Below are 20,351 nucleotides of genomic sequence, written 5' to 3' on the forward strand. Positions count from 1 at the left end.
TCTACATTGTCTAGTCAATCTAGACGACGTAAACGAGCTGCCGGAGGAACCCATGTCAGACTTCGCCCCCACCCTGCGCGACCTGCGGACACGGCTGCCCCGGCTGGTCGAGGACCTCGCCACCCTGGTCGCCGTCGAGTCGCCGTCCGAGGACCCGCGCGCCACCGCGCACAGCGCCGACGCGGTCACCGCCCTCGGCAGCCGTTTGCTCGGCGGCTCCCCCGAGCGCCACGGCGCCCACCTGGTCTGGCGGCACGGCGACACCCGGGTGCTCCTGGTCGGGCACCACGACACGGTCTGGCCGGTGGGCACCCTGGCCCGCTGGCCGTTCCGGGTCGATGGCGACCGGGCCACCGGGCCGGGCTGCTTCGACATGAAGGCCGGCCTGGTCCAGCTGTTCCATGCGCTGTCCACGCTGCCCTCGCTGGACGGGGTCACCGTGCTGGTCAACGCCGACGAGGAGATCGGCTCGCCCGCCTCCCGGGCGCTCATCGAGCAGGCCGGGCAGGGTGCGCGAGCCGCGCTCATCTGCGAGCCCAGCGCCGACGGCGCGCTGAAGACCGCCCGCAAGGGCATCGCCCGCTACCGGCTGGAGGTGACCGGCCGGGCCGCCCACGCCGGGCTGGACCCGGCCCGCGGGATCAACGCCGGGGTGGAGCTGGCGCACCAGGTGCTGGCCGTGGCCGGGCTCGGTGACGGCGACACCTCCGTGACGCCGACCGTGCTCACCGCGGGCACCACCGAGAACACGGTTCCGGCGGCGGCCGGGCTCGCCGTCGACGTGCGCGCCTTCCATCAGGCCGAGTTCGCGCGGGTGGACCGGGCGATGCGCGGGCTGCGCCCGGTCCTGGCGGGCAGCGGGCTGACCGTGCACGGCGGGGTCAGCCGGCCCGCATTGCCGCCCACCGCCTCGGCAGACCTTTACCGGCTCGCCCGGGTGGTCGCGGCGGAACTGGGCCTGCCCGCACCCGCGGGCGTCGCCGTCGGCGGGGCCTCCGACGGCAACCTGACGGCCGGGTTCGGCATCCCGACCCTCGACGGGCTCGGACCCGTCGGCGGCAACGCCCACGCGGAGGGCGAATGGGTCGACCTGCCCGCGATGGCCGAGCGGGCCGCACTGCTCGCCGCACTCGTCGATCGGGTGCTGCGTCCCCGGGCCCAGGCGTGACCGCCTTGGCGCCCGGCCGCGGGCGGGCCGGTCCCGGCCCGCCCGCCTTTTCCGTTCCGCTCGCCCCCACCCGGCCGGCGATACCTCACAATGGACGGCTGAACATTCTGCGGTTCGCGAAGTTGCGGTAACCAGCACGCTGGAACGCCTTGAACATGGCGAGGTTACCGGCGTCGCAGTCGCCGCGAATCTCCGTCGCCCCAGCCGCGACCAGGACGCTCGTGCCGCGCGCGACAACAGCGGTGGCGTAGCCGTGACCGCGTCCGGCCGTGGCGACCGCGACCAGGCCGATCACCGCCGAACTCGGCGTACGGGCCGGTAGGCTGGCCGCGACGGGCCGATCCTGCTGGTCGTAACCGATCTCGAACCAGTCCCGCTCGTGGTCCATGTCCAGCATGTCGGCAAGGTTGCGTTCGGCCGCGCCGCGCAGGCCGTGCTCGGCGATCTCAGCGCGGAAGATCGAATCCTTGGTGTCGGCGAAGGCATCGGCGAGCAGGTCGACGAAAGCCTCCTCCCCCAGCTCCGCCAGCGACCGCCAACGTAGCCGGTCGTCCTGGACCGGAAGCGCATCGCCGTCCGCCCAGAGAAACCGGCATCCGTCGCGGGTGACGGCGAACCCGTGGGCGGTGATCAGCTGCTCGCGTCGCTGCGGGTCACGCTGGAACTGAGGCGCCTGGCTCGGCATGTCCAGCACATGGCCCTGCGTGTGCGCACCGAGCGAACGGGCCAACTCGGCCGCATGCGCGAGCAGGGCGGCGGCGGTCTCGTCGTCGCCAGGCTCCAGCAGCACCAGGTCCATCGGCACCGAACGGCCGGGGATCGTCCACAGCACGACGTTGCCGACGAGCTCGCCGTCCTTGTCGGCGACCAGGCACCAGTCCGGTCGCGTGCAGCCGCTGTCGAGCAGCTTCGACAGGTATGCCGCGGTCGCGCCGTTGCGCTCGTCGTCGTCCGGGTGCACGGTCAGCGCGGGCAGTTCTTCGGATCGGGCGGGGCGGATCGTCAGCACAGTACTTCCTCCGTCGTTGATCTTCAGCAGCCTACGCAGGGTGCGGACGAGCCGGACGGGAGGGCGGCCCCGCGATCGAGACGGGGCCGGCATCGTGCCGGCCCCGTCCGTCAGCCGCCCGTCAGCAGGGCGCGGCCGTGTACGTCTGCCCCTGCAGGAACACGTTGCCTGGCACGCCGCAGATCTGCGGGATGCGGTTGATGCCCCGGATGAAGCCCGCGCTGTTGATCGGGTCGGCGGTGCTGTCCGGCACGGCGATCTCGAAGTGCAGGTGCTCGCCGGTGGCCTGGCCGATGTCGCCCTCCAGGCCGAGCACCGTGCCGGCGCTGACCACGTCGCCGACCTGGTGGCCGCGGCTGGTCACGCTGTTCGTCTGGAAGTGGGTGTACTTGCTCCACTCGCCGTCGGCGTGCTCGATCCAGACATAGTTGTTGTTGTCGGTCGGCTCCACATTGGTGTCCACGATGTACCGGATGGTGCCGGCGCGCGCCGCGACGATCTCGTAGTCCGGCCCGGCGTCCACCCCGGCCATGTCGATGCGGAACCGGGTCGGCGAGTGCGACTGGTGGTCGCGGGTGACCGCCACCCGGGTGCCGGTCGTGTACCCGATGCGGTACTGCCCGGTCGACACCCCCGGCCCGCCGCCGAAGCGGTCGTACGCCGAGGCCACGCCGTCGATCCCGGTGCTGTTCTGGGTGAAGATCTGGTCGTTGGCGGTCAGCAGCCGCAGCACCGAGCCGTAGAGCACGTTCACCGCACCCGAACCCGCCAGGCTGCCCTCGGCCTCGCCGGGCGCGGCGGCGGCCAGGTCGGCCCGGCCGTTGCCGTCGAAGTCGCCGGTGCCCAGCGCGTAGCCGAGGCTGTCCCCGGCCTCCAGCGCGCCCTCGACGCCGAGCGTGCCCTGGCTGATGAGCTGGCTGGTGAGCAGGGACAGCCCGAGCCCGCTGCCGAACGCGACCGCCACCGCGCCCGCGGCGACGTTGCCTGACACCGTCGCGCGCGGGATGCCGATCGCCAGCTCGTCGTGGCCGGAGCCGTTGAAGTCGCCGGCGGCCAGCGCCGATCCGAACGAGTCGCCCGCCTGCGCCAGCCCGGACAGCAGCAGCGTGGTGCGGGTGACGATCTGGCTGCCGGTGGCGGTCAGGCCCGCCGCCGCGCCGTAGATCACGTTGACCGCGCCCGCGTCGCGGATCGCGCCGTCGTCCTCGCCCGGCGAGCCGATCGCGAGGTCGTCGCGGCCGTCGCCGTCGAAGTCGCCCGCGGTGACCGCGGTGCCGGTCAGGTCGCCGGCCTCCCAGTTGCCCGGGACGCCGGTGGTCGACTGGTTCCACACCTGGTCACCGGCGGCGCTCAGACCGGCCGGGCTGCCGTACAGCACGTTGACCGAGCCGACCCAGGACTCGCCGCCGATGGACTCCCCGGGCGTGCCCATGGCCAGGTCGGCCTCGCCGTCGCCGTTGAAGTCGCCCGCGGCCAGCGCCGCACCGAGCTGCTCGCCGCCCTCGGGGTCGCCCTCCACACCGGACGTTGCCTGGTTCCAGTCCTGGCTGCCGGTGCCGGACAGGCCGGTGCGGGTGCCGTAGAAGACGGTGACCGTGCCGGTCTGGTTCGCGCCGTCGACGTTCTCGCCGGGCGCGCCGACCGCGAGGTCGTCGCGGCCGTCGCCGTTGAAGTCCCCGGCGGCCAGGGCGGTGCCGAACTCGTCGCCGCGTTCCGGCGTCTCCGGCACCCCGGGCGTGGCCTGGTGCAGCACCTGGTTGCCGGTGGTGGTCAGGCCGCTCGCGGAGCCGTACAGGATGTTGACCGCGCCCGCGTCGTAGACCGAGCTCGCGGAGACGTCGACGCCCTCGTGCGACACGCCGATCGCCAGGTCGTCGCGGCCGTCGCCGTCGAAGTCGCCGCACGCGGTGTCGGCGCCGAACGCGTCGCCCGCCTCGGCGACCCCGTCCACGCCCGCGCTGTCCTGGTGGAACAGCTGGTTGCCGGTCGCGGTCACGCCCGCGGCCGAGCCGTAGAGGATGTTGACCGCACCGGCGCTGTCCAGCGTGCCGACGCTCTCCCCGGGCACGCCGACCGCCAGGTCGGACCGGCCGTCGCCGTTGAAGTCGCAGGCGGGGCCCGCGATGCCGGTGGCCGTCGCGGCCCCGGGCGCGCCGAGCACCGCCCCGGCCAGGACCAGGGCGACGGCGGCTGCGCGCAGCGCTCTCATCGTCGTTCGTTGCATGCGGATCTCAGAACCCCATCTCGTCGTCGGGGGTGGCGCCCGTACGGTAGCCAGCGCCGACAGACGCTTCCGACATCCATCGCGTGTCCCCGATGTCGGAAATAGGACGAGATTTGGGAGGGGGTTTCAGCCGGGCGTGCGGTCGCCCAGCCCGGCCAGCCGGGTCAGCGCGGCGAAACCGTCGTCGGTGCCCGGCCAGTGCCGCCGGACCGCGTTCAGCCCTGCGCGGCGCACCGTCGAGCGCAGCACGAGCGCGACGATGATCGCGTCGTCGGCGTAGCCGATGATCGGCAGGAAGTCCGGGATCAGGTCGAACGGGATCGCCAGGTACGCCATGAGCAGCGCCAGCCTGATGCGTACGCCCCGGGGCAGGGTGCGGTCGGCGGCCAGCCGCCGCAGCAGCCGCAGCAGATCCGGCAGCAGCCGCACCGCCTCGCCCAGCAGCGGGCCCTGGGGCCGCACCAGCAGCAGACCCACGACCAGCGCGAGCCATGAGGCCAGCAGCCCGACCCCGATGCCGATCAGCAGTTCCCGCACCGGGGGCCCGTTCAGTGGCCGACGAGGTCGGCGTCGACCGCTGCCCGCTCCCCCTGGTCGAGCCCCGAGATCCGGTCCAGCTCCGCCTCGCTCAGCGTGAAGTCGAAGACGGCCAGGTTGTCGCGCATCCGCTGCGGGTCGGCCGACTTCGGCACCGCGGTCAGGCCGAGTTGCAGGTGCCAGCGCAGCACGACCTGGGCCGGGCTGCGCCCGTGCGCGGCCGCGACCTCGACGATCACCGGATCGGCCAGCAGCTCGCGGCCCTGGCCGAGCGGGCTCCACGACTGGGTGACGATGCCGTGCTCGGCGTGGTAGGCGCGCGGCAGCCTACGGGCGATACGCGGGCTGAGCTGCACCTGGTTCACGTCGGGCAGCACCCCGGTCTCGGCGCGCAGCCGTTCCAGGTGGGCGGGCTTGAAGTTGGACACGCCCACCGCGCGCAGCCGGCCCTCCTCCAGCAGCGCGACCATGCCCTTCCAGGCGTCGACGTACCGGTCCTGCTCGGGGTTCGGCCAGTGGATCAGCAGCAGGTCGACGTAGTCGACGCCGAGCCGCCCGGCGGACGCGTCGAACGCCCGGCGCACCAGGTCGCGGCCGTGCCAGCGGGCGTTGAACTTGGTGGTGACGAACAGTTCCTCGCGGGGCAGGCCGGCGTCGCGCATGCCCTGGCCGACGCCTCGCTCGTTGCCGTAGTTCTCCGCCGTGTCGAAGAGCCGGTAACCCGCCTCGACGGCCTGCACCACGCACCGAGCGGCCTGGGTGTCGTCCATCGGCCAGGTGCCCAGCCCGATGCGCGGCATGACCGCGCCGTGGCCGAGCTTCACCGTCGTCTCGTTGCTCATACCGCCATCCTCGCGCGCTCGCGCCCCGCCGTCACGTCCGGCCGCACCCGGACCGACCCGGGGCCTGGTTCAGGCTCCCGTCGGCGAGGCACCCGACGCGGCGGCGGTCAAGGTCAGGGCGTTCTTGGCCGCGGCGCAGGCGGAGGAGGTGATGGGGCGCTTGCCGCGGATGCGCGAGACCAGCGCGACGTTGTCCTCGTAGAGGTGCATCGAGTGGATGCGCCCGGCCGAGACGCTGAGGTGGATGGCGACCGGCGAGGACAGCCGGCGGCCCGTCGGCTCGATCACGTGGATGAAGTGCCCGAGCACCACCGCGTCGGCACCGTCGACCAGCACCTTGTCCGCCTCGACCGAGCTCCGGCCGAGCTCGAACCGCGGCATGGTCAGGCGCAGGAAGTCGGCGGCGAGCCCTCGGCTGGCCATCCACGGCGCCGCCTCGGCCACCGCGACGAGGCACTCGACCTCTTCGGCGAACAGTTCCGTGATGCGGTCCGCGTCGCCCTCCACCAGCCTGGCCAGGTACTCCTCGACGATCGCGCGGGTGCCGGGCACCGCGGGGGCCTGGGGACGGCGCAGCGGGACGATCCCGGGCGACTGGCCGATGGAAAGGCCTGTCCAAGGTGCGGACGCGACAGCCTGGTCCTGGATCAACATGGTCGGAACGCTACCTGCGGTGCGACCCGGATCCCCAGCATCCGGGTTATCGGGTAGATCACCTGGCGGGCGCGGAATGAGACGGCCGGTCGTCGCGGTTGATCGCCATCGGCCGGGAGCAAAGGACCAGAGAGCCCGAATAATGATCAAACCGCCCATACGGTACGGATACCAGGCCGTCGACAGGGCCGGCCGCCGCCGAAATCGCGTTGACCCCCGCTCGCGCCCAGCCCGACCATGGAATCATGTTGGTCGATCACTTTCCGCTCACTGAGCTGCGGTTGCGCACCCCTCGCCTGGAGTTGCGGCTGCCCGACCCGGAGGAACTGGCCGCACTGGCCGACGTCGCCGCCGACGGCGTGCACGACCCGGCCTACATGCCGTTCCGGATCCGGTGGTCCGAGCTGCCGCCGGCCGAGCGGGCCCGGTCCGTGGTGCTGCACCACTGGAGCGTGCTCGGCCAGTGGACGCCGCGGGAGTGGCGGCTCCCGCTCACGGTCTTCCGCGACGGGGCGCCGGTCGGCGTGCAACTGCTCAAGGCGGTCGACCTCGCGATCACCACCGAGTGCTCGACGGGAAGCTGGCTGGGTCGGCGGTATCACCGGCAGGGCATCGGCGCCGAGATGCGGGCCGCCGTCGCGCACCTGGCGTTCACCCACCTGGGCGCGACGGACCTGGTCTCGTCGGCGTTCACCGACAACGCCGCGTCGCTGGGGGTGTCGACGAAGCTCGGATACACCGACGACGGCATCGAGCGACACGAGGACCGGGGCCGCCTGCGGGTGATCCGCCGCCTGCGGCTGACCAGGCAAGCATGGCTGGAGCGCGAGCGCCCCGACGTGACCGTCGACGGCCTGACGCGCTGCCTGGCGCTGATGGGGCTGAACGGTTCCGCAGCCTCCGAAGACGACCGTCCACAGTCACCCGGCTGATGTCTTCATGGGTTGCATATGTTTGCTAGACGTATATGCTCCCGGCATGGCTGATGTACCCATGGGGGAGCCCGCCTTTCTGATCCTCACGGCGCTGGCAGCCGAACCCAGACACGGCTATGCCGTGATCGAGGACGTGCTCGACATCTCCGGCGGGCAGGTCCGCCTGCACACCGGAACCCTCTACTCCGTACTGGACCGCCTGCGCGAGGGCGGCCTGATCGAGGTCGACCGCGAGGAGGTCGTCGCGTCGCGGCTGCGGCGCTACTACCGGCTCACCGGGATCGGGCAGCAACGCCTGGCCGCAGAATCCGCACGCTTGCGCCGCAATGCCGACGCGGCGGCCGCCCGGCTGGCCGGCTTCGGGCTGCGTCCCGGGACGGGGGCGGCATGAGCGAGCATCACGATCGCTTGGAGGCGCGCTACGAGCGCCTGCTCGCGCTGTTCCCCGCCGCCTACCGGCAGGAGTACGGCGACGAGATGATCGGGGTTCTGCTGGCCGGGGCGAAGCCGCAGCAGCGCTTCCCCGGCCTGCGCGAAGCGGCCGACCTGGTCCGCTGTGCGGTGTGGCAGCGGCTGGGCGGGCAGGGCGCGGGTGCGGCCGACGACCGCCGAGTCGCCGCGGCAGCGGTTTTCGGCCTGGTCACCGTGTTCACCATGCTCGCCTACCGACTGGGCGCCACGGGGGCGGAACTGTTCAGCTACTGGCGGTACAGCGAGCACTTGGCGCTGTTCCCGATGCAGTGGTGGCTCACCGCGGCCGGGTGGACGGTGGCGGTCATCTTCTCGTTCACCAGGTTCGGGCTCGTCGCCGCCGCGAGCGCCTGGGCGGCGGTGCTCGTTCAGGCGGCGACCGTGCTCACCGGTTACCCCGCCTGGCCGAGCGTCCTCGTGAGCGCCTGGTGGGTGCTGGTGCTGGGCGTCAGCGGAGCACTGGCCCTCACGGTGCGCGGCCGGACCCGCCCGCAGGACGTGCTCGGCGCACGCCGCACCGTCACCGTCGCGGCGGGCTTCTCGGTCCTGGCCGCCGTGCCGTCGATCGAGGCACTGCTCGCCGAGGTCCACCGGTACCCCGACGGCGGTTGGTCGATCGGCGCGTTCGGCGGCTACAACAGCCCGGGCTGGCTCGGCGGCTTCTGGGCCAGCGGGCTGATCACCGTCGTACTGGGCGGGCTCTCCGCCCTGGTCATCCTGTACTGCCTGGTGCGGGCCGGCGCGCCGGTGCGTCGGCGGTTGATCGCGATGGCGGCTCCGACGCTGGCGATCAAGCTGGTCGTGCCGATCGTGTTCAACGGATTCCTCGTGTCGACCCAGCGGTTCGACCCGCCCGTGCTGCTCGCGTCCGGGCAGTGGCTGTTCCTGATCGTATTTCCGCCGGTGGTGTTCTTCGCCGGAACGCTGCTGGTGGAACGCGGCGAACGGCATGCGCACCTGATCGAGCTGGGCCGAGCCGCCGAGCGCGCCGCGCGCCTGGGACCCGCCGCGCCGCCCTCCTGAGCGCCCTGTGCGGGCAGCGCCACGGGGACGCTGCCCGCACAGGGTACGAAGTGAGGAAGGGCACCTGCTACAACGCGGAGCGTTGTGCAGGTGCCCTTGCATTCATCAGGTGGGTGAGCAGGTGAGGGTGGGGGCTCCGTTGGCGGAGCCGGTGTAGCTGCCGAGGAAGCCGAAGGTGGTGCTGGCTCCCGCGGACAGCGCGCTGTTGTGCGCGACGCTCTTGGCCGTGGCGGTGGATCCGCTGGTGGTGACCGTCGCGTTCCAGGCGCTGGTGATCTGCTGGCCGTTGGTCCAGGTCACCGTGACCGTCCACTTGGTGATCGCGGAGGAGCCCGCGGTCACCTTGACCTCACCCTGGAAGCCGCCGGGCCACTGGCCCGTCAGCGAGTACGTCGCCGAGCAGCCGCCGGGCGGCGGCGGGGACGACGACGCGGACGGGCTCGGCGACGGCGGGCGGCTCGGCGACGGGGACGCCGACGGCGAGGGCGGAGCCGACGGCGAGGCCGACTGGCTCGGCGTGACCCCGCCGAAGTTCACGTCGCTGCAGAAGTAGTACGACTGGTCCAGGTGGCTGGCCTGCCAGATGGTGTACACGATGTGCCGGCCGGAGCGGCCGTTGGCGCTGCCGCCGACCTGGATCGACACGCCGCCCGCGCTCTCCGGGGTCCACTGCGAGGCGGGGGTGTTGCCGATCTGGCCGACCAGTTCCAGGTTGCCCCAGCCCAGCGGTTGCGTGATCGGGTTGTACCCCTGCTTGGTCACGTACACCCGGATGTAGTCCGCGCCGTGGCTGGCCTGGTCGTACAGCTTGACGCTGAAGTTGGTGCCGATCGTCTGGGCCTTCCAGTCGCCGACGGTGTCCATCGCGTTGTAGCGGCCGCCCTGGGTGCGGCCGGCGCTGCACAGCTGGCCGTCCGGGATGGCGCCCTGGTGGTTGCCGGCGACGCCCTCGCGGAACAGGCCGTTCCAGTTCCACATGGCCTGCGGGTCGGCCTGCCAGGCCTGCCAGCACATCGGGTCCTGGGTGGCCATCGCCGGGTTCTGGAAATCACTGCCCCAGCGCTGCCAGCACCCGTAGTTGCGCGAGGCCGGGCTGACGATGCTGCCGTGCGCGTCGGCGATCTTCGCCAGCGCCGTGGTGAGCAGCAGGACCGAGGCGACGGCCACGATCAGCGCGTAGAGTGCGGCCCGCCGCCGAGCGGCGAGTGTGGTGGACATGGGAGCTCCTTCGTACGGAGTGCCATGCACGCGGGGGCGGGAGACGAGGGAGCCCGGGGCCGTCGTTCCGCCCGCGAACGCACGCATGGTCGGACTTCGACTTCAGCCGCGGAAGGCTGCCCCACTTCCGCGCTGCTACGTGGCTCCCGTAGCGGTCGAGTCAGACCTTACGCATTACCTTGAATATGTCAATTTATCACTCTGCGTACAGGTCGTGCCGTCACGTGGTGACCACCGGGCCGCCACCCCGGCAGCGTGGCGGTTCAGCGGAATTCATCGTCCGAGGACTATGCTCCACCCGCTCGGACGCAGACAGGAGAACCGCCATGATCACTCAGCGTACGGCCGGCGGCACGCCCGCGGAGCCTGCCCCGCAACGCCGCCCCTGGCTCATCCTGTCCGTGCTGTGCCTGGGCTTCTTCATGATCCTGCTGGACACCACGATCGTGAACATCGCGATCCCGGACCTCATCGACGACCTCGGCGCGACCCTGAACCAGATCCTGTGGATCCTCAACGCCTACATCCTGGTGTACGCCGTCCTGCTGATCACCGCGGGCCGGCTCGGCGACATCCACGGCCCGAAGCGGCTGTTCATGATCGGCCTCGCCCTGTTCACCGTCGCCTCGATCGCGTGCGGCTTCGCCCAGGACCCGGCCCAGCTGGTCGTGTTCCGTATCCTGCAGGGACTCGGCGGGGCGCTGCTCACCCCGCAGACGCTCGCCGTGATCACCACCATCTTCCCCGCCGAACGGCGCGGGGCCGCGTTCGGCGTCTGGGGCGGCGTCGCCGGGCTGGCCACGGTCACCGGGCCGACCCTGGGCGGCTGGCTGGTCTCCGAGTGGGGCTGGCGCTGGATCTTCTTCGTCAACGTGCCGGTCGGCGTGATCGCCCTCGCCATGGCCGCGGTCATCATGCCCGACCTGCGCTTCAACCGCCGCCACCGGCTCGACCTGCCCGGCACCGCGCTGGTCACCGCGGGCCTGTTCCTGATCTGCTACGGCCTCATCGAGGGCCAGTCGCACGACTGGGGACGGGTGTGGGGCCCGGTCACCGTACCGATGGTCATCGCGGCCGGGCTGCTGGTCCTGGCCGGGTTCGTCTGGCAGTCGCACGCCCGACGCGACCGGGAGCCGCTGATCCCGCTGCGGCTGTTCGCCGACCGCAACTTCTCGGTGATGAACGCCGTGGTCGCCGCGGTCTCCTTCGGCATGCTCGGGCTGTTCCTGCCGCTGACCATCTACCTGCAGTCCGTGCTCGGGCTCACCGCCCTGCAGGCCGGGCTCACCACCGCACCCATGTCCCTGATCTCGATGTTCGTGGCCCCTGTCGCGGGCCGCCTCGCCGACCGCCACGGCAGGTACGTCCTGCTGGCCGGCATGACCCTGTGGACGGCGGGCCTCACCTGGGTCGTGATAGCCGCACAGGCCGGTTCGGACCGCGGCGACCTGTTGCCCGGCCTGCTCGTCGCGGGCCTGGGTCTCGGCGGCGTCTTCGCCCCGCTGCAGACCATCGCGATGCGCGACATCGAACCGCGGCTGGCCGGCGCGGCGTCCGGCGTCTTCAACACCACCCGCCAGCTCGGCGCGGTCATCGGCGCGGCGGCGGTGGGCGCGCTGCTGCAGGCCCGGCTCGCCGTCGACCTGGCCGCGCAGGCCCGGACCAGTGCCGCCGCGCTGCCCGAGCCGTTCCGCGAGCGCTTCGTCGCCGCGTTCGACGAGGCCGGATCACGCGGTATGGAGGTCGGCGCGGGCCAGAGCGGCGCACACCTGCCCGCGGGCGCTCCACCGGAGATCGCACAACTCGCGCTGACCACCTTCCACGAGGGCTTCACGGCGGCGATGAAGTCGACCATGACGCTGCCACTGATCGTGCTGGGCGTCGCGGCACTGTCCGTGCTGCTGGTCCGGCGGAGCAGGGTCTCCGCCGGCCTGCCGGTCGAACAGCGCGCGGGCGACGCCGCTGGGAGCACCGAGGAGCAGAGCGTGGGCGTACAGGGCTGAGCGCGACGTCGGAGCGCTGAGCGATGCGGCCCGACAGCTCAGGGCGTCAGCGGCCCGCGTTGCGGGGGTGGTCGCGCGCGGTGCGCTCGTTGCCGCGCCGGTAGTTGCCGGTCCAGCGGGCCATGACCTCCTGCGGGTCACCGGCCTTCACCTCGTCCAGGAAACGCTTGGCGCGATCACCGCGCAGCAGGGTCACGACGGCACGGTGGTGGGACACGGCGACGGTCCCGTCGGCGCGTACGGCGAAGTCGAATCCATGGGGCGCGGGCACGCGCCCGATCCTGCCACCGCCCCACCCCGCCCGCACCCGCATTTCCGCAGCCCCCACGCGGTACGAGCGAAGGAAGGGCACCTTCACAACGCTCCGCGTTGTAGAAGGTGCCCTTCCTATCGTTTCGTCACGCGGCTTCGACGGCGGCGCGGACGTCGGCGGCGGAGGCGGGGGTGCCGTGCTCGTCGTCGAAGGTGCCGTAGGGCGTTCCGTAGGCCGGCGTGCCAGGCTGGTATCTGCGGCCGGCGGACAGGGGGCCCGCGTCGACGGTGTCGTAGCCGATCGCGTCGAGGAACGCCGTGACGGCGGCCTTGGCGGCCGGGTCGTCGGCGGCGATGGGCAGGGCGGAGCGGTCGGGCGCGCCGGCCGGGCGGGCCAGGGAGCTCAGGTGCTTGTAGAAGATGTTGTTGAACACCTTCACCACGTGCGCGCCGGCCAGGTGGCGCTGCAGCAGCTCGCTGCTGGTGGCGCTGCCGTCGTCGAGGACCTCGATCCGCCCGTCGCGCTCGGGGTAGTAGTTGTTGGTGTCCATCACGACCTTGCCGGTCAGCGGCTCCGGCGGCACGCTGTCGTAGGCGTGCAGCGGCACGCTGACCAGCACCAGGTCACCCGCCGCGGCGGCCTGGGCGACGGTGCCCGCACGGGCCCGCGGACCCAGCTCGGCGGCGAGGTCGGCCAGCGTCTCCGGCCCCCGCGAATTGCTCAGCACCACGTCGTACCCGGCGGCCACGGCCAGCCTGGCCACGGTGCCGCCGATGTACCCGCTGCCGATGCACCCGATCGTCGTCATCGTCACTGCCTTCCCCCGTCGCCCGGCATGATCGCCGGCACCACGGTGGTCAACGGCGCACCGCCGCCGACGGTTCCGGGGCGAATCGGGTGGACCGTGCCGCGCCCGCGCTCGTAGGGTCACGGCATGATCAGCGTGCGTGAGGCGACCGGGCCGGAGACCGAGCGGTGGCGGGCCGGATGGGTGACGCGGCTGCGGGAGCGGTACACCCGCTGTTACACCGACCCGGCGACGGTCGAGCGGGAGGTCGAGCGCAATCTCGCCAACCAGCGCGACGACCCGGGCGGGCGGGTGTACGCGGTCGAGGTCGGCGGCACGGCAGCCGGATACCTCGCCCTCGGCGGATCACGGCCGCGCCGCCCCGAGCAGCGCAGCCTGCACGACCTGTGGCTCGCGCCGGAGCACCGCGGCCACGGCCTGGGCCGAGAGCTGGTGGCGTGGGCCCGCGAGCGGGCCGCAGCGGACGGCGGCACCCGCCTGGGCGTCACCGTCGTGCCCGGTGACCCGGTGACGGACGCGCTTTTCGGCGCGTACCCCCTGCGGGCGCAGCAGATGGTCAAGACGGTGCCCGCCGGGGTTTCCCTGCCGGACGGCCTGGCGGGACGGGCGATGACGCCCGTCGACTTCGATCAGTGGCTGGAGCAGGCGATCCGGATGTACGCCGAGGAGATGACCGCCTCCGGCAGCCGCTCCCCCGCCGACGCGCTGGCCGCGTCCGTCGCCGAGCACTCCGAGCTGCTCCCCGAGGGCCTGCGCAGCCCCGGGCACGCCTTCTGGTGCGTGACCGCCGGCGACGAGGTCGTCGGCACGATCTGGCTGCGCCATGGCTTCCTGCCCGGCCTGAGCTTCGTGTTCGGCGTCGACGTGGACCCGGCGCACCGGGGCCGCGGCTACGGCCGCGCGGCGATGCTGGTCGGCGAGCAGGCGACGGCGGCGGCCGGTGACGCCCAGCTCGGGCTGAACGTCTTCGGCCACAACACGGTCGCCCGCCGCCTCTACGACTCGCTCGGTTACCAGGTCGTCGAACAGAACCGCGCCGAGGACCTGTAACCGGCATTCACTCTCAGTCAGGTTCCGACACATTCATTGAGATCGTTAGATCCACATGTTTGCATGTATCGAGTTACCGTCCCGTCACGGAAAGGTATCGAACATGCCAAGACCGACTCGCGTGCTCTCCACCCTGGTGGGGATCGTCGCCATGCTCGGCACACTGCTGGTCGCCGGCACGCCCGCGCAGGCTGCCGTGCCGAACCGGTTCGGGTTCGTGCTCTGGAACGGCGCGGCCGTGGTGGCCGGAGGCACCACCCCGGCCGCCACCACCGTCGCGCCGCTGGGCGTCGGGCTCTACCAGGTCACGTTCCCCGGCCAGGCAGCCCCCGGCGGCGTCGTGCACGTCACCGCGATCACCAACGGGCCGCGCTGGTGCCAGGCCGAGACCTGGTTCCCGTCCGGCGTCAACGAGATCGCCATCATCCGCTGCTACCGGGTCGGCGGGGTGCCCGACAACAGCGGCTTCAGCGCGTTCTTCACCATGGCCTCCGGCGTCGGCGCGTCCGGGCCCTACGGCTACGTGGACACCCAGCCCACCGGCGTGATCATCAGCCAGTACAACGCGGCCGGCGCGGCCAACCTGGTCACCCCGATGGGCGTGGGCCAGTGGAGCGTCAAGTTCCCGAACATCGGCTCCGGCGGGCCGATCGACGGCAGCGCGCAGGTGACGGCCGTGGGCACCGTGGGCACCCGTTGCAAGATCCGCAACTGGACCTCGATCCCGGCCCAGCAAGAGGTCAACGTGCTCTGCTTCAACTCGGCGGGCGCGCTGGTCAACAGCCGCTTCACGGTCACGTACCAGCAGAAGGCGTCGCTGTACGGCGCGGGCTTCCCGCCGCAGTACTTCGGCTACCTGTGGAACGCGCCGCCGGTCGGCCCCGCGTTGACCAACTTCAACTCGGTGCTCGGGTACGGCGCCAACACGCTGATCTCGGCGGGCCTCGGCCTGTCCCTGGTCACCTTCCGGCAGATCGGCTTCGCACCGCTCACCGTGCAGGTCACCGCGGCCGGCTCGAACTCGAACTTCTGCGGCCTGAACTTCCCGTGGACGATCTCGGGCGTCGACCTGTACGTCCGTGACGTCAGCTGCTACACCAACGCGGGCGCGGCCGTGAACACCGGCTTCACCGTCAGCGCCAGCTCACGCCTCTGACGGGCACACACGGCCACGCCCGGCTCCCTACCGGGCGTGGCCGTTCCGCGCGGTCAGGCGGCGCAGGGCGCGACCCAGGAGGCGGGCGTACGTGTGCTGGAAGCCGACCACCACCGGGCCGGCCGCCTTGGTGTACCAGCGGGCGGGGCGGCTGAACGCGATCACGGAGAACCACACCGACTCGTCGGCCACCTCGACGAGGAAGGCCTCCTCGCCGGACTCGGGGTGGCCGGCGAGGGTGCCGTAGGCGAACCCGGCGCGCTGCGGGCCGCCCTCGACCCATACGACCTCGCAGGGGGCGGCGATGCGCAATGAGCCGACGCCCAGGCCCGAGGTCACCGTGAGCCCTTCGACCGCGCGCGGACCGTCGGCGGTGATCCGCACCCCGATCGCGCGCTGCGGCGCGAACGTCAGCACCGCCTCGGCGGCGGCCGCCAGCACCGACGCGTCACCGATGCGGGTGCGGTAGCGCAGGTGGTTATAGCCGCGCGGCAGGACGTCGGCACGCGTCGCGCCGACCTCCGCGTAACTGAACCCGCTCATCGCAGCACGTCCCCAGTTTATCGGCGTTAAGAAGGGCACCTTCTTCTACGGATAACGATAAGAAGGTGCCCTTCCTTCGCCTAGGTGCGGTAGACGGTGGTGGCGTCGGAGGTGACGCGGGTTTCGCGCAGGGGGGCGTTGGCGGGGCCGCCGGCGACGGAGCCGTCGGTGGCGCGGAAGCGGCTGCCGTGGCAGCCGCACTCGATGATGCCGTTGTCGACGCTGGTGACGGTGCAGCCCTGGTGGGTGCAGACGGCGGAGAACGCCTTGAACACGCCCGCCTGTGGTTGGGTGACGACGAGGCGCTCGCTTTCGAGGATCACGCCGCCGCCGACCGGCACCTTGGCGGTCTCGACCAGCGGTTTGCCCGCCGGTTTGGCGGGCGTCGTGCCGGCGGGGGCTGACGCGGCGGGGTCGCCGGGGCCGGTCGTGCCCGGAGCGGGCTCGGCGGGGCCGGTGGGCCCCGCGTCGGCGGGTTGCGGTTCCGGCTGGCTGCTCTGGCCGTACGCCTGGCAGCCCGTCAGCAGTGCGGCCGCCCCGGCCACGCCCGCCAGCACGGCCCGCCGGGAGGCGCAGCCGGCCGCGCAGCCGCCGGTGGTCGTGTGGTCGTGCATCGCGGTCTCCCGGGTCATCAGAAACGCACCCCGATCGTGGTGAAGTACCAGAAGGACGACGTGAGCCACAGGCCGGTGAGGAGGGCGAAGACCGCGCCGCCGAGCAGCGGCAGGGTCCAGCCGGGCAGGCCGCGTTTGGGCAGGCTCAGCATCTTGACCGTGAACGCGCCGAAGAAGAAGCAGCCCAGCAGCGAATGGACCAGGGTGCGGGTGTCGTAGGTGGCGAAGCCCAGCGCGTACAGGCAGTGCACGGCCACCGGCACGGTCAGCAGGAACGCGATCCGGCCCGACCAGCGGTGCAGCGGCCCGATCCACGATGGCACGTTCGCCCCGAACCTGCCCCACATCGCCAACGCGCTGACCAGCTGCACCAGTGCGAGCAGCGCCGCCCCGCTGGCCAGCCACACCTTCACGGTCTGCGGGCCGGAGAAGCCGGCCACGTTCACCGAGATCCCGGTCGGCGTGTGCACGCTGCCGTACACGCCCAGCGTCACGGTCACGATCGCACCGAGCAGCAGCGGCACGTACAGCCCGGCCGCCGAGACCCTGGCACGCCTGGTGGTCTCGTCGCTCATGCCTTGTTCCTTCCTCCGGCGAATGGTCGATTCATGTCCTGGCCCCGGTCAGTTCTCGGCGAGTACGCCGGTGACGGGTGCGGCGGTCAGCGCCGCGCCGTCGACGGTGACCGCGCCGGTGGCCGGGTCGATCGCGGGCGCGGGCTGGGGCACGTCGTCGACGGTGACGACACCGACCTGGCTGCCGTCGGGCAGCACGATCCAGCCGCCGACGACCTTGGCGTTGCGTACGGTCGCGGTGGCGCGGTAGAGGCCGGACGGCTTGGCGACCGCCTTCACGGTGAAGGTCCACTTGCGGCCGTTCGCGGTGACCGTGCCGGTGGCCTTGCCGCCGCCGAAGGTCCCGGTGAGGGTCGCGCCCTTCTTGCCGGTCAGCGCCAGCTTGCCGTCGGCCGCGGTGCCCTGCAGCCACACCTCGGCCTTCTTGCCGTCGCACAGGTACGCGACCGCGACGCCGTCGGTGACCGCGATCGCGATCGTCGCGCCGCCGCCGTCCACGGTGCCCGCCCAGGTGGCGTTCACCTTCTCGGCGGGCGCGGCGGGCGCGGCGGCGGAGGCGGACGCGGTCGGCGACGGCGGCGCGGACGCCGCAGGCGCGGCCGAGGCCACCGCCGCGCCCAGCCCGGCCGGGTCCGGTTCGCCGCCGCCCTTGGTGAGCGACAGGTTCATCGTGATCAGCACGGCCGCGAGCGCGAGGCCGGCCAGCAGCGTGATGAGGGGCCCGTTGCGCTTCATGGTCAGCTCCTAACGCCGCCGGACACAGCACCGGCGACGAGTCCAGCCAACCCCCGATGCGGGCGGTGCGTCTGCGTACAAGTCCACAGAGCGGATTCGCGACAGTGCTGCGGTGGGGCGCTGGGGCGTAGGGTGTCGGCGTGTCGCGCCCCTTCCTCCCGCCTGCCGTCCAGCCGGTGCGCGCCCTGGTCTGGCTGCTGCACCTGGCACTGCCGATGGCGGGGTTGTGGCTGCTGCTCGCTGTCCCGGGCACGGACATCGCCTGGCACGACTCGCACAGCCACTTCTGGCTGGTGCTGGTGGTCGCCGCGGTGAACGTGGTGCTGGGCATCCGGATCTCGGCCGTGGCGCGCAGACGCGCCGACGCGCGCCTGCTGCTGGTGTCGCTGGCGTTCCTGGCCAGCGCCGGGTTCCTGCTGCTGCACGCGCTGGCCACACCGGGGGTGCTGGTGCACCACCCGTCCGTCGGCTTCGACCTGTCGCAGCCGGTGGGCCTGGCGGTCGCGGCGGTGTTCGCGCTGGCCTCGTCGCTGCCGCTGGAGGGCGCGCGGGGTGCGGCGGTGCTGCGGGCCCGGCCCTGGCTGCAGGGCGGGCTGTGGGCGCTGATCCTGGCCTGGGGCGTGGTCGAGCTGCTGGACCTGCCGCCGCTGAGCGCCCGGCCCGGCCCGCGCGACGTGCAGGGCGCGATGGCCTGGGTCACCGCCGCCACCGTCGTGCTGTACCTGGTCGCCGCGTTGCGCTACTTCGCCATGCACCGGCGCAAGCCCGCCGCCATGCTGATCAGCATCGTCACCGCGTTCACGCTGCTGGCCGAGTCGAGCGTGGCGGTACTGCTGGCGTACAAGTGGCAGCTGTCGTGGTGGGAGTGGCACCTGCTGCTGGCGTTCGCGTTCGGCTTCGTCGCGTACAGCGCCTACGTGCAGTACGGCCGGGAGGGCGGCAGCGCCGGCCTGTTCGACGCGATCACCCTGGACCAGACCGCCCGCGCGATCCGCGCCGAGTACGGCGCCGCGCTGGAGGAACTGGTCACCGCGCTGCAGGAGCGCGAGCGCACCGGGGCCGCCACCGGGCCGGTCGCCGCCCGGCTGGCCGAGCGCTTCGGGCTGACCGAGGGCCAGACCGCGGTGCTCGACCGGGCCGCCGCGGCCCTGTCCGCCGAGCGGGAGGTGTCGCGCACGCTGGGCACCCTGTTCCGGCACTACCTGTCGCCGGACGTGGCCGCCGCGCTGCTCGCCGACCCCGACCAGGCCGCGCTCGGCGGCGAGGTGGTCGAGGTGACCGCGCTCTTCGCCGACCTGCGCGGCTTCACCACGTTCTCGGAAGGCGTCGAGCCGGCCGAGATCGTGCGCATGCTCAACCGCTACCACGGCGTCGCCGTGCCGGCCATCCTCGACAACGGCGGCACCGTCGTGCAGTTCGTCGGCGACGCCCTGCTGGCGCTGTTCAACGCCCCGGCCCGGCAGCCCGACCACGCGCTGCGGGCGGTGCGCGCGGCGCTGGCGATGCAGCAGGGCGTCGACCGGATCGCGGCCGGGCACCCCGACTGGCCCCGGTTCCGCGTCGGCGCGAACACCGGCCCGGCGCTGGTCGGCAACATCGGCAGTGAGCAGCTGCGCGGCTTCAACGCGATGGGCGACGCGGTGAACGTCGCCGCCCGCCTGCAGACGCTGGCCGAACCCGGCCAGGTCGTCATCGGCGAGGCGACCCGCCTGGCCGCCGGGGACGCGATCACCGCCGCGCCGCTGGGCGACCTGCCGGTCAAGGGCCGGATCGCCACGGTACGCGCGTACGCCGTCACCGGGATGCGGTCGATGAACATCCCGGCTCAGGCAGCCGTGGAGCGCAGCGAGGAGACGGCGTGAGCGGTGACTTCTGGAGCCTGCTCACACCCCCCGAGCAGGAGCAGTTCACCCGGCGCAGCGCCCTGCGCCGGTGGAGCCGCGGCGAGGTGCTGTGCCGGGAGGCCGACCGCTCGGACTGGGTCGCCATGCTGCGCGCGGGCCGGGTCAAGGCGTCCTCGCACACCGCCGCGGGCGGCGAGGTCGTGCTCGCCGTACGCGGACCCGGCGCGCTGCTCGGTGAGCTGTCCGCGGTGGACCGCGCGCCGCGCTCGGCCACGCTCACCGCGCTGGAGCCGGTGACGGCGCTGGTCATGCCGCTGGCGGAGTTCGAGGCTTACCTGCAGGCCCACGGCCGGGTGGCGTTCCTGCTGATGCGGCTGCTCACCGAGCGGCTGCGCGACGCCGACCGCAAGCGCGTCGAGTTCGGCGCGCAGGACAGCACCGGCCGGGTCGCCGCGCGCCTGGTCGAGCTGGCCGAGCGCTTCGGCCGCCCGGACGGCGACGCCATCGCGATCGCGCTGCCGCTGTCGCAGGACGAGCTGGCAGGCTGGGTGGGCGCTTCCCGCGAGGCGGTCAGCAAGGCGCTCGGCGTGCTGCGCAGCGCGGGCTGGATCCGGACCAGCCGCATGTCGGTGACCGTACTGGATCTTGCCGCGTTACGGGCGCGCGCGGGCCTGCCCGGCTGAGTGGAT

At 72.6% G+C, this 20,351-nt stretch carries 21 protein-coding genes; 9 read left to right on the forward strand and 12 right to left on the reverse strand.

What is annotated here, in order from left to right; translation table 11 throughout:
- Nucleotides 1-52 precede the first annotated feature (52 nt).
- Nucleotides 53-1,168 carry a M20 family metallopeptidase gene (locus ACFQO7_RS00525; RefSeq protein ID WP_376804452.1) on the forward strand — a complete coding sequence of 372 codons (1,116 nt, stop codon included), beginning with the start codon at nucleotides 53-55 and terminating at the stop codon, nucleotides 1,166-1,168.
- 85 nt (nucleotides 1,169-1,253) lie between these two features.
- Here the strand turns inward: ACFQO7_RS00525 and ACFQO7_RS00530 are convergent, their stop codons facing one another.
- The 5 genes from ACFQO7_RS00530 to ACFQO7_RS00550 form a co-directional block, all read right to left on the reverse strand.
- Nucleotides 1,254-2,177 (reverse strand): GNAT family N-acetyltransferase, encoded by a 924-nt coding sequence (locus ACFQO7_RS00530; protein ID WP_376804453.1) that lies wholly within the window; start codon nucleotides 2,175-2,177, stop codon nucleotides 1,254-1,256.
- A 121-nt stretch (nucleotides 2,178-2,298) separates the two neighbouring features.
- The gene (locus ACFQO7_RS00535; RefSeq protein ID WP_376804454.1) at nucleotides 2,299-4,386 is read right to left on the reverse strand and encodes a peptidoglycan DD-metalloendopeptidase family protein; all 2,088 of its coding nucleotides are present in this window, start codon (nucleotides 4,384-4,386) and stop codon (nucleotides 2,299-2,301) included.
- A gap of 141 nt (nucleotides 4,387-4,527) precedes the next feature.
- The gene (locus tag ACFQO7_RS00540) at nucleotides 4,528-4,938 is read right to left on the reverse strand and encodes a YkvA family protein (protein ID WP_376804455.1); all 411 of its coding nucleotides are present in this window, start codon (nucleotides 4,936-4,938) and stop codon (nucleotides 4,528-4,530) included.
- Between the two features lie 11 nt (nucleotides 4,939-4,949).
- On the reverse strand, nucleotides 4,950-5,780 hold the full coding sequence (locus ACFQO7_RS00545) for an aldo/keto reductase (RefSeq protein WP_376804456.1): 831 nt from the start codon (nucleotides 5,778-5,780) through the stop codon (nucleotides 4,950-4,952).
- A 69-nt stretch (nucleotides 5,781-5,849) separates the two neighbouring features.
- Nucleotides 5,850-6,434 (reverse strand): nuclear transport factor 2 family protein, encoded by a 585-nt coding sequence (locus tag ACFQO7_RS00550; RefSeq protein ID WP_376804457.1) that lies wholly within the window; start codon nucleotides 6,432-6,434, stop codon nucleotides 5,850-5,852.
- Between the two features lie 245 nt (nucleotides 6,435-6,679).
- Between ACFQO7_RS00550 and ACFQO7_RS00555 the strand changes: the two genes are divergently transcribed.
- Genes ACFQO7_RS00555 through ACFQO7_RS00565 form a run of 3 tightly spaced genes read left to right on the forward strand, consistent with a single transcriptional unit; the run spans nucleotide 6,680 to nucleotide 8,863 of the window.
- Nucleotides 6,680-7,366: a GNAT family N-acetyltransferase gene (locus ACFQO7_RS00555; protein ID WP_376804458.1), complete on the forward strand. Its 687-nt coding sequence runs from the start codon at nucleotides 6,680-6,682 to the stop codon at nucleotides 7,364-7,366.
- Between the two features lie 46 nt (nucleotides 7,367-7,412).
- Nucleotides 7,413-7,760: a PadR family transcriptional regulator gene (locus tag ACFQO7_RS00560; RefSeq protein WP_376804459.1), complete on the forward strand. Its 348-nt coding sequence runs from the start codon at nucleotides 7,413-7,415 to the stop codon at nucleotides 7,758-7,760.
- On the forward strand, nucleotides 7,757-8,863 hold the full coding sequence (locus tag ACFQO7_RS00565) for a hypothetical protein (protein WP_376804460.1): 1,107 nt from the start codon (nucleotides 7,757-7,759) through the stop codon (nucleotides 8,861-8,863). Before ACFQO7_RS00560 ends, ACFQO7_RS00565 begins: the two co-directional genes overlap by 4 nt.
- A 105-nt stretch (nucleotides 8,864-8,968) precedes the next feature.
- Here the strand turns inward: ACFQO7_RS00565 and ACFQO7_RS00570 are convergent, their stop codons facing one another.
- Complete coding sequence (locus tag ACFQO7_RS00570; RefSeq protein WP_376804461.1) at nucleotides 8,969-10,081, reverse strand: lytic polysaccharide monooxygenase auxiliary activity family 9 protein; 1,113 nt, start codon at nucleotides 10,079-10,081, stop codon at nucleotides 8,969-8,971.
- A gap of 326 nt (nucleotides 10,082-10,407) precedes the next feature.
- Between ACFQO7_RS00570 and ACFQO7_RS00575 the strand changes: the two genes are divergently transcribed.
- Nucleotides 10,408-12,084, forward strand: coding sequence for a DHA2 family efflux MFS transporter permease subunit (locus ACFQO7_RS00575; RefSeq protein WP_376804462.1), 1,677 nt, complete (start codon nucleotides 10,408-10,410; stop codon nucleotides 12,082-12,084).
- Nucleotides 12,085-12,130: 46 nt separating this feature from the next.
- Here ACFQO7_RS00575 and ACFQO7_RS00580 read toward each other — a convergent pair whose 3' ends face one another.
- Together ACFQO7_RS00580 and ACFQO7_RS00585 are read right to left on the reverse strand one after the other, a co-directional pair.
- Nucleotides 12,131-12,355: a hypothetical protein gene (locus tag ACFQO7_RS00580; RefSeq protein WP_376804463.1), complete on the reverse strand. Its 225-nt coding sequence runs from the start codon at nucleotides 12,353-12,355 to the stop codon at nucleotides 12,131-12,133.
- Between the two features lie 127 nt (nucleotides 12,356-12,482).
- Complete coding sequence (locus tag ACFQO7_RS00585; protein WP_376804464.1) at nucleotides 12,483-13,145, reverse strand: NADPH-dependent F420 reductase; 663 nt, start codon at nucleotides 13,143-13,145, stop codon at nucleotides 12,483-12,485.
- 126 nt (nucleotides 13,146-13,271) lie between these two features.
- Here ACFQO7_RS00585 and ACFQO7_RS00590 point away from each other — a divergent pair, with 126 nt between their 5' ends.
- Together ACFQO7_RS00590 and ACFQO7_RS00595 are read left to right on the forward strand one after the other, a co-directional pair.
- Nucleotides 13,272-14,195, forward strand: coding sequence for a GNAT family N-acetyltransferase (locus ACFQO7_RS00590; protein WP_376804465.1), 924 nt, complete (start codon nucleotides 13,272-13,274; stop codon nucleotides 14,193-14,195).
- Nucleotides 14,196-14,298: 103 nt separating this feature from the next.
- Nucleotides 14,299-15,351, forward strand: a complete 1,053-nt coding sequence (locus ACFQO7_RS00595; RefSeq protein WP_376804466.1) for a hypothetical protein — start codon at nucleotides 14,299-14,301, stop codon at nucleotides 15,349-15,351.
- Nucleotides 15,352-15,378: 27 nt separating this feature from the next.
- Here ACFQO7_RS00595 and ACFQO7_RS00600 read toward each other — a convergent pair whose 3' ends face one another.
- The 4 genes from ACFQO7_RS00600 to ACFQO7_RS00615 form a co-directional block, all read right to left on the reverse strand.
- Complete coding sequence (locus ACFQO7_RS00600) at nucleotides 15,379-15,894, reverse strand: DUF1990 family protein (RefSeq protein ID WP_376804467.1); 516 nt, start codon at nucleotides 15,892-15,894, stop codon at nucleotides 15,379-15,381.
- 80 nt (nucleotides 15,895-15,974) lie between these two features.
- Nucleotides 15,975-16,526 (reverse strand): Rieske (2Fe-2S) protein, encoded by a 552-nt coding sequence (locus ACFQO7_RS00605; protein WP_376804468.1) that lies wholly within the window; start codon nucleotides 16,524-16,526, stop codon nucleotides 15,975-15,977.
- Complete coding sequence (locus tag ACFQO7_RS00610) at nucleotides 16,526-17,083, reverse strand: DUF6529 family protein (RefSeq protein WP_376804469.1); 558 nt, start codon at nucleotides 17,081-17,083, stop codon at nucleotides 16,526-16,528. The genes ACFQO7_RS00605 and ACFQO7_RS00610 overlap by 1 nt, the downstream gene beginning before the upstream one ends.
- A gap of 48 nt (nucleotides 17,084-17,131) precedes the next feature.
- Complete coding sequence (locus ACFQO7_RS00615) at nucleotides 17,132-17,818, reverse strand: hypothetical protein (protein ID WP_376804470.1); 687 nt, start codon at nucleotides 17,816-17,818, stop codon at nucleotides 17,132-17,134.
- A 215-nt stretch (nucleotides 17,819-18,033) separates the two neighbouring features.
- On the opposite strand from ACFQO7_RS00615, the gene ACFQO7_RS00620 reads away from it, so the two are divergent.
- Nucleotides 18,034-19,680, forward strand: coding sequence for an adenylate/guanylate cyclase domain-containing protein (locus tag ACFQO7_RS00620; protein ID WP_376804698.1), 1,647 nt, complete (start codon nucleotides 18,034-18,036; stop codon nucleotides 19,678-19,680).
- Entirely contained in the window at nucleotides 19,677-20,345 is a 669-nt protein-coding gene (locus ACFQO7_RS00625) for a Crp/Fnr family transcriptional regulator (RefSeq protein ID WP_376804471.1), read from the forward strand. Before ACFQO7_RS00620 ends, ACFQO7_RS00625 begins: the two co-directional genes overlap by 4 nt.
- Nucleotides 20,346-20,351 lie beyond the last annotated feature (6 nt).

The sequence above is a fragment of the Catellatospora aurea genome, from assembly GCF_042663325.1.
GTDB classification, from domain to species: Bacteria; Actinomycetota; Actinomycetes; order Mycobacteriales; family Micromonosporaceae; genus Catellatospora; species Catellatospora aurea.

Bases quoted from the DNA above. Each gene is read 5' to 3' on its own strand.
- ACFQO7_RS00525 (WP_376804452.1), top strand. From the start codon at position 53: ATGTCAGACTTCGCCCCCACCCTGCGCGACCTGCGGACACGGCTGCCC.
- ACFQO7_RS00535 (WP_376804454.1), bottom strand. From the start codon at position 4,386: ATGAGAGCGCTGCGCGCAGCCGCCGTCGCCCTGGTCCTGGCCGGGGCG.
- ACFQO7_RS00545 (WP_376804456.1), bottom strand. From the start codon at position 5,780: ATGAGCAACGAGACGACGGTGAAGCTCGGCCACGGCGCGGTCATGCCG.
- ACFQO7_RS00550 (WP_376804457.1), bottom strand. From the start codon at position 6,434: ATGTTGATCCAGGACCAGGCTGTCGCGTCCGCACCTTGGACAGGCCTT.
- ACFQO7_RS00555 (WP_376804458.1), top strand. From the start codon at position 6,680: ATGTTGGTCGATCACTTTCCGCTCACTGAGCTGCGGTTGCGCACCCCT.
- ACFQO7_RS00560 (WP_376804459.1), top strand. From the start codon at position 7,413: ATGGCTGATGTACCCATGGGGGAGCCCGCCTTTCTGATCCTCACGGCG.
- ACFQO7_RS00565 (WP_376804460.1), top strand. From the start codon at position 7,757: ATGAGCGAGCATCACGATCGCTTGGAGGCGCGCTACGAGCGCCTGCTC.
- ACFQO7_RS00570 (WP_376804461.1), bottom strand. From the start codon at position 10,081: ATGTCCACCACACTCGCCGCTCGGCGGCGGGCCGCACTCTACGCGCTG.
- ACFQO7_RS00575 (WP_376804462.1), top strand. From the start codon at position 10,408: ATGATCACTCAGCGTACGGCCGGCGGCACGCCCGCGGAGCCTGCCCCG.
- ACFQO7_RS00585 (WP_376804464.1), bottom strand. From the start codon at position 13,145: ATGACGACGATCGGGTGCATCGGCAGCGGGTACATCGGCGGCACCGTG.
- ACFQO7_RS00590 (WP_376804465.1), top strand. From the start codon at position 13,272: ATGATCAGCGTGCGTGAGGCGACCGGGCCGGAGACCGAGCGGTGGCGG.
- ACFQO7_RS00595 (WP_376804466.1), top strand. From the start codon at position 14,299: ATGCCAAGACCGACTCGCGTGCTCTCCACCCTGGTGGGGATCGTCGCC.
- ACFQO7_RS00600 (WP_376804467.1), bottom strand. From the start codon at position 15,894: ATGAGCGGGTTCAGTTACGCGGAGGTCGGCGCGACGCGTGCCGACGTC.
- ACFQO7_RS00605 (WP_376804468.1), bottom strand. From the start codon at position 16,526: ATGACCCGGGAGACCGCGATGCACGACCACACGACCACCGGCGGCTGC.
- ACFQO7_RS00610 (WP_376804469.1), bottom strand. From the start codon at position 17,083: ATGAGCGACGAGACCACCAGGCGTGCCAGGGTCTCGGCGGCCGGGCTG.
- ACFQO7_RS00615 (WP_376804470.1), bottom strand. From the start codon at position 17,818: ATGAAGCGCAACGGGCCCCTCATCACGCTGCTGGCCGGCCTCGCGCTC.
- ACFQO7_RS00620 (WP_376804698.1), top strand. From the start codon at position 18,034: ATGGCGGGGTTGTGGCTGCTGCTCGCTGTCCCGGGCACGGACATCGCC.